This is a genomic window from Segeticoccus sp., assembly GCF_035708005.1.
The window spans coordinates 1-14555 of sequence record NZ_DASSTI010000087.1 but is presented as its reverse complement, the minus strand read 5'-3'; the positions used below and the strand labels follow the sequence as shown (position 1 = coordinate 14555).

The 14555-nt window shown below is 71.4% G+C and carries 10 protein-coding genes; 4 read left to right on the top strand and 6 right to left on the bottom strand.

The genetic code is table 11. From position 1 onward, the window contains the following. Positions 1-40 precede the first annotated feature (40 nt). Positions 41-1438, bottom strand: coding sequence for a cation:dicarboxylate symporter family transporter (locus tag VFL99_RS09485; protein WP_325106104.1), 1398 nt, complete (start codon positions 1436-1438; stop codon positions 41-43). Positions 1439-1558: 120 nt separating this feature from the next. On the opposite strand from VFL99_RS09485, the gene VFL99_RS09480 reads away from it, so the two are divergent. Together VFL99_RS09480 and VFL99_RS09475 are read left to right on the top strand one after the other, a co-directional pair. Continuing rightward, positions 1559-3190 (top strand): sensor histidine kinase, encoded by a 1632-nt coding sequence (locus tag VFL99_RS09480; RefSeq protein WP_325106103.1) that lies wholly within the window; start codon positions 1559-1561, stop codon positions 3188-3190. Further along, a complete protein-coding gene (locus tag VFL99_RS09475; RefSeq protein ID WP_325106102.1) occupies positions 3187-3876 on the top strand; it encodes a response regulator in 690 nt (229 codons plus the stop codon). Before VFL99_RS09480 ends, VFL99_RS09475 begins: the two co-directional genes overlap by 4 nt. Positions 3877-3894: 18 nt before the next feature. On the opposite strand, the gene VFL99_RS09470 is transcribed toward VFL99_RS09475, so the two are convergent. After that, positions 3895-4827 carry an aldose 1-epimerase family protein gene (locus VFL99_RS09470; RefSeq protein ID WP_325106101.1) on the bottom strand — a complete coding sequence of 311 codons (933 nt, stop codon included), beginning with the start codon at positions 4825-4827 and terminating at the stop codon, positions 3895-3897. Between the two features lie 15 nt (positions 4828-4842). Continuing rightward, entirely contained in the window at positions 4843-6477 is a 1635-nt protein-coding gene (locus VFL99_RS09465; RefSeq protein WP_325106100.1) for an AMP-binding protein, read from the bottom strand. A gap of 119 nt (positions 6478-6596) precedes the next feature. Between VFL99_RS09465 and VFL99_RS09460 the strand changes: the two genes are divergently transcribed. Next, entirely contained in the window at positions 6597-8891 is a 2295-nt protein-coding gene (locus tag VFL99_RS09460) for a helicase-associated domain-containing protein (RefSeq protein ID WP_325106099.1), read from the top strand. Positions 8892-9056: 165 nt separating this feature from the next. Here VFL99_RS09460 and VFL99_RS09455 read toward each other — a convergent pair whose 3' ends face one another. Together VFL99_RS09455 and VFL99_RS09450 are read right to left on the bottom strand one after the other, a co-directional pair. Continuing rightward, positions 9057-11021 (bottom strand): M13 family metallopeptidase, encoded by a 1965-nt coding sequence (locus tag VFL99_RS09455; protein ID WP_325106098.1) that lies wholly within the window; start codon positions 11019-11021, stop codon positions 9057-9059. 80 nt (positions 11022-11101) lie between these two features. Beyond that, positions 11102-11995 carry a LysR family transcriptional regulator gene (locus VFL99_RS09450; RefSeq protein WP_325106097.1) on the bottom strand — a complete coding sequence of 298 codons (894 nt, stop codon included), beginning with the start codon at positions 11993-11995 and terminating at the stop codon, positions 11102-11104. Between the two features lie 72 nt (positions 11996-12067). Between VFL99_RS09450 and VFL99_RS09445 the strand changes: the two genes are divergently transcribed. Further along, positions 12068-13018, top strand: coding sequence for an EamA family transporter (locus VFL99_RS09445; RefSeq protein ID WP_325106096.1), 951 nt, complete (start codon positions 12068-12070; stop codon positions 13016-13018). On the opposite strand, the gene VFL99_RS09440 is transcribed toward VFL99_RS09445, so the two are convergent. Continuing rightward, positions 12990-14555, bottom strand: a 1566-nt coding sequence (locus VFL99_RS09440; RefSeq protein ID WP_325106095.1) for a S53 family peptidase, incomplete at its 5' end; no start/stop codon positions are given. The two genes, VFL99_RS09445 and VFL99_RS09440, sit on opposite strands and share 29 nt — an antisense overlap.

The following is a 14555-nucleotide window of genomic DNA, read 5'->3' as shown; positions in this document are numbered from 1 at the left end:
AGCACTTCTACTGAGTGCTGTGGGTCGACCGGTCGGACCGTCAGGAGACTCCGGCACCCGCCGGCTGCAGGGGCGGCGCCCCCTCCGGCACCGGGACCCGGACCGGCTGGTCATCCTCGACAGCGGGCTCCAGGCTCGACTCGTCGAACGGGTCGGCGCCAGAGAGCACCCGGTGCATCTGGACCCGGTCCAGCTCGCCGACCCAGTGCCCGACCAGCACCGTCGCGATCGAGTTGCCGGCGAAGTTGGTCAGCGCGCGCGCCTCGCTCATCATCCGGTCGATGCCGACCACGAGACCGACACCCGGCACCAGATCGGGCCGGTGTGACTGCAACCCGCCGGCCAGGGTCGCGAGGCCCGCGCCGGTGACGCCGGCGGCGCCCTTGGACGCGACCACCATGAACAGCAGCAGCGAGATCTGCTGACCCAGGCCGAACGGCTTGTCCATCGCGTCGGCGATGAACAGCGACGCCATGGTCAGGTAGATCGCGGTGCCGTCGAGGTTGAACGAGTAGCCGGTCGGCACGGTGATGCCCACGACGGGACGCGATACGCCCAGGTGCTCCATCTTCGCGATCAGGCGGGGCAGTGCCGACTCCGACGACGAGGTGGAGACGATGATCAGGAACTCGCGCGCGAGGTACTTCAGCAGGGAGAACACGTTGACCCGCGCCACTGCCCACAGGATGGTCCCCAGGACGCCGATCACGAAGATCAGGCAGGTGATCCAAAACGCGACCATGACGACCGCGAGGCCCTGCAGCGCCTTCCACCCGGTGGCGCCCACGACGGCGGCCATGGCACCGAACGCACCCACTGGCGCGGCATACATGATCATCGACATCAGGCGGAACACGAGCCGCTCGCAGTGCTTGATCCCGGCGAGGATCGGCTCACCGGCGCGTCCCATCTTCTGCAGGGCGAAGCCGACCAGCAGCGCGACGAGCAGAGTCTGCAGCACCGATCCTGAGGTCAGCGAGGACACGAGGGTGTCCGGCACGAGCCCGAGGATGTAGTCGGTGGTGCCCCCCTCGGCGGCGGCCACCTGCTGGTGGCCGGTCGCGGCGAGCTCCTGGGTCAGGTGCAGCCCGGCACCCGGGTGGATGACGTTGCCGACGACCAACCCGATGGCGAGCGCGACGGTGGACATGGCGAGGAAGTAGCCGAGCGCGAGCCCGCCGACCCGCCCGACCTGGGTGGCCCGACGCACCGAACCGATGCCGAGGACAATGGTGCAGAAGATGATCGGGGAGATCATCATCTTGATCAGGTCCACGAAGCCGGTGCCGAGCCACTTCAGCTGGACCCCGACGTCCGGCCAGATGAGGCCGACCGCGATGCCGGCCACCATCGCGGCGACGACGGCGAGGTAGAGGCGGTGCGTGCGATCGGGCCGGCGTCGGGTCTGTCCGGGCGGTTGGCCCACGTGTGTGCTCATGGCATCCTCCAGGATCGGTGTGCCCACCGGAGTGGCGGCTCACGTCACAATGGCGGGATGAAGGACGAGGATCACGATTGTGTTCATTGAGTTCGCCGTCGGCCGACTCGGACAGGAGCCGTGACCGGCGCGCCGGCCGCAGCGGCACCGGGTGTCGTCCGCCGGGTGCTCACGGCACCGCGGCGCTGGAGTGTCGCCGGGCAGACGTTCGCCCTGCAGGTACTCGTGGCCGTGCTCGTGGTCGTTGCCGGACTGGCCGGCGCCTACCTGCAGGCCTCGCGATACAGCACGGAGGAAGCCACCGCGAAAGTGGTCGCCGTCGCGAAGTCGGTGGCGTCCACACCTCTCGTGGCTCGCGCGGTGCAGCAGCCGGACCCTTCTCGGGTGCTCCAGCCGCTGGCCGAGCACGTCCGACTGCGGACCGGCACCGACTTCGTCGTCATCATGAGCCCGCGCGGCGTCCGCTACAGCCACCCCAACCCGGCCGAGATCGGCAAGGTCTTCATCGGGCACATCGCTCCGGCGGCGGCCGGCGGCCAGGTGGTCGAGGACTACACCGGCACGCTGGGACCCTCCCGGAGGGCGGTGGTGCCCGTGTCCGACCACGGCCGGGTCGTCGGGCTGGTGTCCGTCGGGGTGCGCAAGGCCGAGGTGAGCGCCACGGTGCGCCAGCAGCTTCCGGTGCTGTTCGCGGCGGGAGTCGCGGCGGCCCTGCTCTGCGGGCTGGGGACGGCCGTCGTCGCGCGTCGGGTGCGGCGGCAGACCCGCGGACTCGGGGCACGGGAGCTGCAGGAGATGTACGACTACCACGACGCGGTGCTGCACGCCGTGACCGACGGGCTCGTGCTGACCGACCTGGAGGCCCGGATCCGGGTCGCCAACGACGAGGCGGCCCGGCTGCTCGGCCTGCCCGACGACGCCGCTGGCCGGCGGGCGGACGAGCTCGGCCTGCCCGAGCCGATGGTCGCGACGCTGACCGACGACGCACCCCGGCAGGACGAACTGCAGATCGCAGGAGGTCGCGCCCTGGTGGTGAGCAAGGCCGTCGCCGTCGCCGGGCGCCGACCGCTGGGTTACGTCGTGACGTTGCGCGACCGCACCGACCTGCTGGCCCTGACGGGCGAGCTCGACTCGGCGCGCAGCCTGTCCGAGGCGCTGCGCTCCCAGGCGCACGAGACGTCGAACCGGCTGCACACGATCGTCTCGCTCATCGAGCTCGGGCACGCCCAGCGGGCGCTCGCGTTCGCCACCGACGAGCTCGCCCAGGCCCAAGGCCTGACCGACGCCGTCGTCGGCGCCGTCTCCGGCGAGCCGGCCCTGACCGCGCTGCTCCTGGGCAAGTCGGCACAGGCCAGCGAACGAGGCGTCGAGTTCCGCATCGAACCGGGCTCGCAGTGGCCCGAGGGCATCGCGCCGGCAGCTGACGTGGTGACGATCGCCGGCAACCTGCTCGACAACGCCTTCGAGGCCGTGAGCCAGGCGCCCGCACCCCGACGGGTCACCCTGGACGCCCGGGTGTGCGACGGCTCAGCAGTGCTCACCGTGTCGGACAACGGGCCGGGGCTGACCGGCGACGTGGAGCAGGCCTTCCGCCGCGGCTACTCCACCAAGGCCGCCGGCCAGGCCGGCCGGCGCGGCGTCGGCCTGGCGCTGGTGGCCCAGTCGGTCACCCGGCTCGGTGGGGAGATCGAGGTGCACGGCCCGCCGGGCGCCCGCTTCGTCGTGCGGCTGCCGTGGGGTGGTGGCCGGTGAGCGAGGAGCCGTCGTTGCGCGTCCTCGTCGTCGAGGACGACCCGGTCGCGGCAGAGGCCCACACGGCATACGTCCAGCGGGTGCCCGGCTTCACCGTCGTCGCGACGGTGGGCACCTGTCGAGCGGCGATCCGGGCGCTGCACGAACAGGCCGTGGACGTGGTGCTGCTCGACATGTACCTCCCCGACCGGCACGGCCTGGACATCGTGCGTGCACTGCGCGCGGCGGGCCACCCGGCCGACGTGATTGCGGTGACGTCCGCGCGGGACCTGGAGATCGTGCGCTCGGCTGTCTCGCTCGGCGTGGTGCAGTACGTGTTGAAGCCCTTCGTGTTCCAGACTCTTCGCGAGCGGCTGGAGGCGTACCGTTCGTACGCCCACCGGGTCGGCGCCGCGGACGCGGTGAACAGCCAGTCCGAGATCGACCAGATGCTCGGAACCCTGCGCACCACGGGGCGCGCCCACCTGCCCAAGGGCCTGTCCGAGGAGTTGCTGGCGCGCGCCAGCCGCGTCCTGCGCGAGAGCGGGGAACCCTTGTCCGCCCGCGACCTCGCCCACCGGCTCGAGGTCAGCCGCGTCACGGCACGTCGGTATGCCGAGCACCTGTGCGAGACGGGGCTCGCCGAGCGCCGTTCCCGCTACGCGGGAGCCGGCCGGCCGGAGGTGGAGTACCGCTGGCGACACTGAGGTCCGCGCGAGTACCTGTCACCTCGGGGTGACACCCCACTCACCGCTCCAGGACCCGCCGGGCTCGATCACGACGAGACCCTCACCCGAGACGAGCGCGTTGGCCGGACAGCTCATCGGCTCGACCGCCACTCCGCTGGTCCGGCGCAGGTCCTCGCTGAGCGTGTCCCCGGTGAAGACCTGGGTGAACGGGAACGCCGCGGCGTCGGCCCACAGGCTGGTCGCGGCACCGGTGTCCGGGTTCTCCACCCGCACCCGCCAGCGACCGTCCGCGCCCGCTGTGAGATCGGTGAAACCGGTGTCGATCACCGCCTTGCCGATGACCCCTCCCGCCCGCCAGTCGCGATCGGTGCCCTCCACGCCGGCCCGGCCCACCGGGATGGACTGGTCGTCGACCGTCAGGGAGGTCGCGGCGGGCACGGTGAGCCGCAACTGGTCGACGTGGCTCTCCCCGGCGGTGAGGTACGGGTGGGCGCCGAACCCGAAGGGCGCGGCCGTCATACCGACGTTGCGGGCCGAGGGCGTCACGGTGAGCCCCTCGTCGCCCAAGGCGTAGGTGACCGACAGGTCCAGCGCCCACGACCAGCCCTGCTGCGGGCGCAGCCGGCACGCGACGGTGACCGAGTCGTCGCGCTGCCGCGCGGCCCGCCAGATGCTCCACCGGACGAGGCCGTGGATCGCGTTGTGCTTGGCCGGTTCCGACAGCGCGAGCTGCAGCGAGCCGCCGGTGCCGAAGTCGTACTGCCCGTCGCGCACCCGGTTCGGCCACGGCATGAGCAACTGCCCCCGGCCACCGGAGGCCTGCTCTCCCTCGCCGTAGCCGAAGAGGACCGGTCGCCCGTCGACGGTGTAGCTGCGCAGCCCTCCGCCGACCTCGACGACCACCGCCTCGTGGCCGCCGTGCCGGATCGTCCACTGCTCGCCGCTCGGCCGGTACGTCTCACTCTCCATGCCGGCCACAGTATGTCAGCCGTCGGAGCCCAGGAACTCCATCGACTTCTCGCGCATCTCCACCTTGCGGATCTTGCCCGTGACCGTCATCGGGAAGTCCTCCACGACGTGGACGTAGCGGGGGATCTTGTAGTGCGCCAGCCTGCCGGAGCAGAACTCGCGCACGGCCTCGACGGTGAGCGGCTCCTGACCGGGCTTCATGATCACCCAGGCCATGATCTCCTCGCCGTACCTCTGGTCCGGCACCCCGATCACGGAGACGTCGGCGATGGCGGGGTGGCTGTAGAGGAACTCCTCGATCTCGCGCGGGTAGACGTTCTCCCCGCCGCGAATCACCATGTCCTTGATCCGTCCCACGATCGAGACGTAGCCCTCGTCGTCCATGACGGCCAGGTCGCCGGTGTGCATCCACCGGGCCCGGTCGATCGCCTCCGCCGTCTTGTCCGGCTCCTCCCAGTAGCCGAGCATCACACTCGGCCCACGGGTGCACAGCTCGCCGGCCTCCCCCCGCGGCTGGGTACGGCCGTTGACGGGGTCGACGACCTTGACCTCGATGTGCGGCATGACCCGGCCGACCGTCTGGGTCCGGCGAGCGAGGTCGTCGTCGACCCGCGTCATCGTCGACACCGGCGACGTCTCGGTCATCCCGTAGCAGATCGCCACCTCGCCCATGTGCATCTCGGCGACGACCCGCTTCATCACCTCCACCGGACACGGCGACCCGGCCATGATGCCGGTGCGCAGCGTGGACAGGTCGAAGGAGGCGAAGTCGGCCAGACCGAGTTCGGCGATGAACATGGTCGGCACGCCGTAGAGGCTGGTGCACTTCTCCGCCACCACCGCGTGCAGCGTCGCGGCCGGCTCGAAGGACGGGGCGGGGATGACCATGCACGACCCGTGCGAAGTCGCCGCGAGGTTGCCCATCACCATCCCGAAGCAGTGGTAGAAGGGCACCGGCAGGCAGATCCGGTCCTGCTCGGTGTAGTTGATCAGCTCGCCGACGAAGTAGCCGTTGTTGAGGATGTTGTGGTGGCTCAACGTGGCGCCCTTGGGGAATCCCGTGGTGCCGGAGGTGTACTGGATGTTGATGGCGTCATCGGCGGTCAGCTCGCCCATGCGCTCGATCAGCTGCTCGTCGGGCACCCCGTCGCCACCGTCGACGAGCTGGTCCCAGCTCTCCTCGCCGATGTAGACGACCTCGGCCAGCTCCGGGCAGTCCCCGCGGACCTCGTCGACCATTCCGCGGTAGTCGGAGGTCTTGTGCCGCACCGCGCTGACCAGCATCCACATGCCCGACTGGTTGACCACAAAGGCCAGCTCGTGGCTGCGGTAGGCCGGGTTGACGTTGACCAGGATGGCGCCGACCTTGGCGGTCGCGTACTGCAGCAGGGTCCACTCCGCGCAGTTGGGCGCCCAGATCCCGATGCGGTCCCCGGCCGAGACGCCTTGGGCGAGCAGCCCCTTGGCGAGCCGGTTCACGTCCCGGTTGAACTCGGCATACGTCCAGCGGCGGCCGCTGGGCACGTCGACGAGCGCGTCCCGCTCAGCGAAGCGGGCCACGGTGCGCTCGAGGTTGTCACCGATGGTGTCGCCGAGCAGCGGTGCGTCCGCGGTGGTCGAGCTGTAGGACGGGAGCGCAGGTGTCGACACGAATCCTCCTGACGTCGGCTGCGCGGCTCGCAGCGGTCCTCCTCATCTTGGCAGCGCGCGGGCCACAGCAACAGGTTCACGTCTCGGTGAGCGCCCGGCTGCCGACTACCGTATGACGAGTGCCCGCCTCGTCCGCTCCCGCCGGCTCCACGGTCGGTCCCGTGGACGCCCGCAGCCTGGCCGACGACATCCGGGCCCGTTCCGATTCCCAGCTGCAGCGCCTGCTGCTGCTGCGCCCTGACCTGGCGCGGCCGGCACCGACCGACCTGACCGCCCTGGCCGCGCGTGCCAGCACCCGGGTCAGCGCGCAGCGGGCGCTCGAGAGCCTGGACGTGGCGCACCTGCATGCCCTGGAAGCGGTCTCGGTCGCGTCGAGCGGTGAGCAGGTGGCCGCGTTGCTTGCCCCCACTGGGGAGGCCCTCGCGGACGGGCCCCTGGTGACCGGGCTCGTGCAGGACCTGTGGGATGCCGCCCTGGTGTGGCGCAGCGGGGAGCGGCTGCACGTCGTGCGCATCGTCGGTGAGCTGCTCGGCCCGGTCGCCGGCCTCGGGCCCCCGCTGCGCGACCTGCTGCCCGGCCGTCCGTCCACTCCCGACGCTGCCGGGCTCGCCCGGCGGCTCGCCCAGGTCGGCAACGAGGGCCGCGCGATCCTGGACCGGCTCACCTGGGGGCCGGCCAGCGCCGTCGTGCCGGCCGACGGGCCCATGGCGCGGGCCGCGGACGGCCTCGTCGAGGCGGACCTGCTCGTGCGCGGCGAGGACCGCCACGTCATCCTCCCCCGCGAGGTGGCCCTGCACCTGCGGGATGGCCGGCTGCACCGGGACAGTTCGCTGCTCCCGCCGGAGGCGGAGGGGCGGACGCACGAGATGTCCACCGTGGACGAGGTGGCGGGCGGCTCCGCCGCCGAGCTGCTCACCCAGGTGGACGAGCTCGCCGAGGCCTGGGGCAGCGATCCGCCCCGGGTGCTGCGGGGAGGCGGCCTTTCGGTGCGCGACCTCGGTCTGGTGGGGGCCGCCTTGGACATCGAGGCGGATCGGGCCGCCTTCCTCGTCGAGCTCGTCCACGCCGCAGGGCTGCTCGCAGACGACGAGTCGATCGACCCGGTCTTCGCCCCGACCCCGGCCTACGACGACTGGCAACAGCAGCCGGCCGCGGTGCGGTGGGTCCGCCTCGCCCGGGCGTGGCTGGAGACGCACCGCCACCCGGCGCTCGTGGGCACTCACGGCCGGCGGGGAACCGGTCGGGTCAACGCGCTCAGCGAGGGCACGGTCTGGCCGCCGGGACGGCGGCTGCGCCGTGAGGTGCTCACCGAGCTCCGACTGCTGCCCGCGGGCCTCGCGCCCGACCACGGCTCACTGGGGTCACGCCTGCAGTGGCGGCACCCGCTGCGCCGCGCCGAATCCGGCAGCGGCGTCGAGGTGGTGCTGCGCGAGTCGGAGTGGGTCGGCGTCACCGGTCGCGGCGCACTGGGCGGGGCCGGCCGGGCGCTGCTCGCGGGGTCCGGCGACGAGGCGGAGCGCCTCATGGCCGAACACCTGCCCACCGCGACCGAGCACGTGCTGCTGCAGGCCGACCTCACCGCGATCGCCCCGGGACGGCTCGACGGCAGCCTCAACCGGTTCATGCGCACGGCGGCAGAGGTCGAGTCCCGTGGCGGCGCCACGGTTTTCCGCTTCTCCACCGACAGCCTGCGACGCATCCTCGACGCCGGCTGGACCGCCGACCAGGTCCTGCAGACCCTGCGCGACGCCAGCAGCACCGACGTGCCGCAGCCGCTCGAGTACCTCGTCGGGGATGTCGCGCGCCGGCACGGTCGCACCCGGATCGGCTCGGCGTCGTGCTACGTACGCAGCGACGACACCACCGTGCTGGACGCGATGCTGGTGGATCGCAGCCTCGCCCCGCTCCAGCTGCGCCGCATCGCCCCCACCGTCCTCGTCGGCTCCGCGTCGCCGTCGACGACGACGGACCTGCTGCGCGACCACGGCTACGCCCCCGCCGTCGAGACCCCGGACGGCGGACTCGTGGTGCCCGAACGCGCACGCCACCGCACGCCCCCGCGGCGCGCCGCCTCTCCGGTCCGCACCACCACCGTCGACGAGGAGTATGCCGAGTCGCTGGTAGGTGCCCTGCGCGCCGGTGAGGAGGCTGCGGCATACCGCAGGAGCCGCGAGGAGGAGCAGCCCGGTCCACGACTGCCGGCGAGCGACCCGGCGGTGACGCTGGCGCTGCTGCGCGACGCGGCCGCGGACCGGCAGGGGGTCTGGATCGGGCACGCCGACGCGGCGGGGCAGGTGCAGCGGATGCTGTTCTACCCCAGGCGAGTGGAGGGGGGCCGGGCCTACGGGCAGGTCGCCGGCGGGGCCGAACGGTCGTTCTCGGTGCACCGGATCACCGGCGCGGCCCCCACCTGAGGAAGGCGCCGCCCACCGCACCCCACCCGCCGATCTAGGCACATTCCCGCCGATCTAGGCACATTCCCGCCGATCTCGGGACTTTGCGGTCCGCAAAGTCCCGAGATCGCGCGGAGACTCCCTAGATTGGCGGGCTGGCGAGCGCCACGGTCCGAACCCGCCCGGTCAGAAGATGCGCACCCGCTGGTCCTCGGGCAGCCACAGCGCGTCGCCCTCCTTGACCTCGAACGCGTCGTAGAACTCGTGCAGGTTGCGCACGATGTTGGCGCGCTGCTCGGTCGGGGAGTGCGGGTCGATGGCGAGCAGCCGGATCGCCTCCTGCTCCCGGGCCTTGCCCTTCCACACCTGGGCCCAGCCGATGAAAAACCGCTGGTCGCCGGTGAACCCGTCGATCACCGGCTTGTCGAGGCCTTCGGGGCCCTCGGTCGCGATCTGGTAGGCCTTGTAGCCGATGGTGAGCCCGCCGAGGTCGCCAATGTTCTCGCCCACCGTAAGGGCTCCGTTGATCGTGTGCCCCGGCGCGTTACGGGGCTCCAGCTCGTTGAACTGCTCGATGAGCCGGTGCGCCAAGGCATCGAAGCGCGTGCGGTCGTCGGCGGTCCACCAGTCCGCCAGGTTGCCGTGGCCGTCGTAGCGTGAACCCTGGTCGTCGAATCCGTGCCCGATCTCGTGCCCGATCACGCCACCGATACCGCCGTAGTTGACGGCGTCGTCGGCGTCGACGTTGAAGAACGGTGGCTGGAGGATCGCCGCGGGGAAGACGATCTCGTTCATCCCCGGGTTGTAGTAGGCGTTGACCGTCTGTGGAGTCATGAACCACTCCTCCCGGTCGATCGGCTGGCCGATCTTGGACAGGTGGCGGTGCGACTCGAAGGCCGAGGCCCGGCGGACGTTGCCGAGCAGGTCGTCCGGCTCGATCGTCAGCGCCGAGTAGTCCCGCCACGTGTCGGGGTAGCCGATCTTCGGCCGGAACGTCGCCAGCTTCTCCAGTGCCCGCTCCCGGGTGCCCTCCCCCATCCACGGCAGGGAGTCGAAGTCGCGCCGGTAGGCCTCGACGAGGTTGGCGACGAGCTCCTGCATGCGCGCCTTGGCCTCCGGCGGGAAGTGACGCTCGACGTAGAGCTGGCCGGCGGCCTCGCCGATCGCCTCCTCCACGAGGCCGACCCCCCGCTTCCACCGCTCGCGGATCTGCGGCGTGCCGGACAGCGTCTTGCCGTAGAACTCGAAGTTCTCCGTGACGAAGTCGCCGGACAGGTAGGGCGCGTAGCTGTGCACGACCTGCCAGGTGAGCCAGTCCTTCCAGTCCTGCAGGGACTCCTCGTCGAGCACCTCGGAGAAGCCGGTCAGGAAGGTCGGCTGCCGCCCGATGACCTCCTCGAACGACCCCTCGGGTGCGCCCAGGCCCTCAAGCCAGACGGCCCAGTCCACGCCCGGCGTCAGGTTGGCGAGGTCGGCGCTGGTGAGCTTGGTGTAGGACTTCACGGCGTCCCGGGTGGCGACCGTGTCCCAGTGGAACCCGGCGAGCCTGGTCTCGAGCGCCATGATGCGCTCGGCCGTCCCCTCGGCGCCGTCGATCCCGGCGAGCTTGAGCATGGTGGCGACGTGCCGGACATACGCACTGCGGATGTCGGCGTACTTGTCCTCGCGGTAGTACGACTCGTCGGGCAGCCCGAGCCCGTCCTGCTCCAGGTAGACGACGTAGCGGTCCGAGGCGCGGTCGTCGGTGCTGACGAAGACCTGCACGAAGCCGTCGACACCGTCCCGCTGCAGCCGGCCGAGCAGCGCCAGCAGCGCCCGCTTGTCCTGCACGGCGGCCACGGCGTCGAGGTCCTCCCGGATCGGCTCGATCCCCAGCCGCTCCACCCGGTCCTCGTCCATGAAGCTCGCGAACAGGTCGCCGACCTTGCGCTTGGCGGTGCCGGGCTGAGCGTCCTCCGCGGCGGCCGCCTCCTCGATGAGGTCGCGCAGGTCGCTCTCGGCGGCCTCCCGCAGCATGTCGAAGGTGCCGTAACGCCCACGGTCGCCGGGGATCTCGGTCTGCTCGACCCAGGTGCCGTTGACGTAGCCGAACAGGTCGTCCTGCGGCCGCACGGTGGTGTCCATCGCCGCGAGGTCGATGCCTGACTTCATCTGCTGCTCCTCATGGTTGTTGCCCTGCCGGGATTGCCGGCTCGGGCTCTGCCCGTTGCTGGCGCGTCCTGCCGCCGACTCTATGCGGCGGCCGCGGCCGCGCGCACGAGTGATTGCAGGACCCGCCGGACGGCGCGACGCTCGGCCTTGTCCCGACGCATCACGGCGAAGACGTGCCGTCCGGTGGGCACCTGACGCAGTGGTCGCAGCACCAGTCCGCGACCGGTGGGGGTGGTGAACCGGGGCAGGACCGCGATCCCGTGGCCAGCGGCGACGAGCGCTTCGATGAGCCGGTTGTCCTTCAGCCGCTGCCGCACCGTGAGCGTCCGGCCGGTCCGTCGCTCGATGCCCTGCAGCACCGCATCGAAGGGGAACCCTGTCGGCACCCCGATCCAGTCCTCGTCCACCAGCTCGCTCGGCTCCAAGGCGGTCTGACCGGCCAGCCGGTGCCCCTCAGGCAGCGCGATGTCCAACGGCTCCCGCACCAGGTGCACCCCCGCCAGCCCACGCGTCCCGGCCGGGGCGTCGGCGGTCAGGCTGTGCGCCAGGACCACGTCGTGGTCGGCCACGAGCGCAGCGAACTCCAGCTCGGCCACATCGACGTCGTGGCAGCGCAGCTCGATGCCGGCCGCCTGCACGTCGGCCAGGACGGCGGGCAGCAGGAACGTGGCCGCACTGGGCAGCATGGCCATCGAGACGGTGCCCACCGGCGCCGCGCGGAACTCGTCCCAGTGCGCCTCCACCTGGGCGATCGCGGCCGCCACCTCGGTGGCGCCGGCGGCCAGCAGCCGGCCCGCCTCGGTCAACCGCAGCCCGCGACCGCTGGGCTCGACCAGGACCGCGCCGAACTCCCGTGCCGCGACCTTGAGCTGCTGGGACACCGCCGATGGGGTGCGGTGGGTCGCCGCCGCGACCGCGTGCACGCTCCCCCGCTCGGCAAAGTCGCGCAGCAGCATCAGGTGACGGACATCCATGTAGTCACGCTACACAGTCAATAAAGGACATTTCGCTGGTCCTCACCAGTTCGCGCCGTCACCGTGGACGGTATGCCGATCGCCCACCGCGCCCTCGCCGGCGCCGTCGCCGTGATGTGGGGCCTGAACTTCCTGGCCATCCACCTGTCGCTGCAGCACTTCCCGCCGCTGTTCCTCGTCGCCCTGCGGTTCGCGCTCGTGGCCGTGCCCACCGTTCTCCTCGTGCCGCGCCCGGACGTTCCCCTGCGCTGGCTGCTCGGCTACGGCCTGGGCTTCGGCACCCTGCAGTTCCTCTTCCTCTACTGGGGCATGTCCGCCGGTATGCCGACCGGCCTCGCCTCGCTCGTGCTGCAGGCCTCCGCGCCCTTCACCCTGGTGCTCGGGACGCTGCTGCTGCGCGAGCGGGTCAGCCGGCGCGGTGTGGTCGGGATCGTCGTGGCCGTCGCCGGCCTGGCGATCGTCGGGTCGCACGAGGCGGCGGTCGCGAGCGTGGTCCCGTTCCTGCTGACGCTGGCCGGAGCGCTCGGCTGGGCGTTCGGCAACCTTGCGAATCGGCAGGCGCGCCCGTCGAACCCGCTGCACCTGGCGTTGTGGATGTCGGTGGTGCCGCCGCTGCCCATGCTGGCGCTGTCCCTCGCTGTCGAGGGACCGGCCTCGATCGGCCGGTCGCTCGCGACTGCCGCGAGCCCGGCCGCACTGCCGGCCGTGCTGGGACTGGTCTACACCGTCGTGATCGCCACCGCCGTCGGGTCGGGCCTGTGGACGTGGCTCATGGCCCGGCACCCGGCCGGGGTGGTCGCGCCGTTCTCGATGCTGGTGCCCGTCGTGGGCATGTCCGCCTCGTGGCTGTTCCTGCACGAACGGCTCGGCGCCGCCGAACTCGTCGGCGGCGCCGTAGTGGTGACCGGCGTGCTGCTCGGAGCGGCCGGGTCCCGGCGTGCGCGACCGGGATCCGCCCACTCCGTCGTGGGGTCAGCTCACGACCCTGAGCCGCTCACTTCGCGTCCGTCAACTGCTGGATGAACGCCCCGGCGTGCGGCGAGCCCCAACCCGTGGTCAGGTCGTAGCCGCTCGTGGTCGGCATACCTGGCACCGGCCCGGGCTGCAGGATCCCGTCGGCGTCCAGCGTCCACATCCGGTTGTTGTCCCGGACTCCGCTCGGCACGTCGCCGTAGGTCTTCGTCACGATGTCGTTGAAGGCCGTGCCCTGGTCGAAGGATCGGCTGTAGATCACCTGGTTGAGGTTGCCGACCGGGGCCTTGTTCATCGACGCGCGTGCCTCGTTGGCCAGCGCCGTCAACGCCGCCACCTGCGGGCTGGAGGCGGAGGTGCCGCCGTAGATGTGCCATGCCTTGCCGTCGGTCTTCGGGAAGAAGCTGGTGTAGACCATCACGCCGCCGTTGAGCGCCATGTTCCAGGACAGGTCCGGGACGCCGCGATGGTTGCCGACGACGTCCTTGACGCTGTCCTGGAAGGCGGGGCGCGGGTAGACGTGGCTGAGGCCGCCGCCGGTGCCGAACTCGAAGGCCGGCTCGTCGCCGACGGCTTCGCTGCTGCCGCTGGTGGTGGTGGAGGCCCAGTAGTCCGGGTTGTAGTCACCCGTGTCAGTCCACGGCTTGTCCAACCCTGTCGGGTTCCAGGTCCACCCGTCCTGCAGCTGGGTGCCGCCCACCGACGTGACGTAGGGCGACACGTTGGGGTAGCTGACCTGCGGGTCGGGGCTGGTCGCCGAGGCGTGGTGCGCCTTGGTCGAACCGACCGTCCCGCTGTCCCCCGAGGAGGCGAAGAAGGTGTCCCCCTTCGCCAGACCGCGCTTGAAGGTCTGGTCGAACTTCGCGAACGTGCTGGACGCCGAATTGCCCGGGAAGGCAGACTCATCGGTGCCCAGGGACATGGAGAAGACCGTGCCCGAGGGGTACTTCTTGATGGCCCAGTCGATGGCCTTCATCATGTTCGGTAGCCCCTGCACACCCTGGGTCTCGGCGACCGGGGTGGCGACAAGCACGATGTGGGCCTTGGGCGCGATCGCATAGGCCCACTGCACGTCGAGGTTGGCCTCGCCGGCCCACCCCTCGGCCGAGCCGGGGCCGGACCAGCCCTGCCCATGTCCGCTCCACGATCCGCTGCCGGACAGGAAGCCGGGGTCGCCGAGGGGAAAGACCTGGTCCACGTTCGGCGTCGGCCCATCGAACCGCTTGGCGAACGTGTCGACGTCCTTGATCGCGGTCGGGCTGCCGTAGGAGTCGACGAGCACGATGGTCTGCCCCGCGCCGCCGTCAGCCACATCGTTCGCCACATCTGCCAAGCTGCCGGGCACGCCGTACGCCTCCCGGATCTGGTCGGGCGCATAGCAGTGCACGTAGGTGGATCCGCGACCGTCCGGCAGCTCGCACGCCGGCGTGCCGCCGTTGTTGGTGACATGCGTGGCAAGCAGGCTGTCGGGCACCTTCTGCGCCCACGGGGTGGCCCAGGTGTCGTCCGCGGAGGACGAGGCAGGCTGGGCCTGGGCCGCGATCGGGGCCAACGCCAACGCGCTGGCGACGCCGCCGGCACCGAGCAG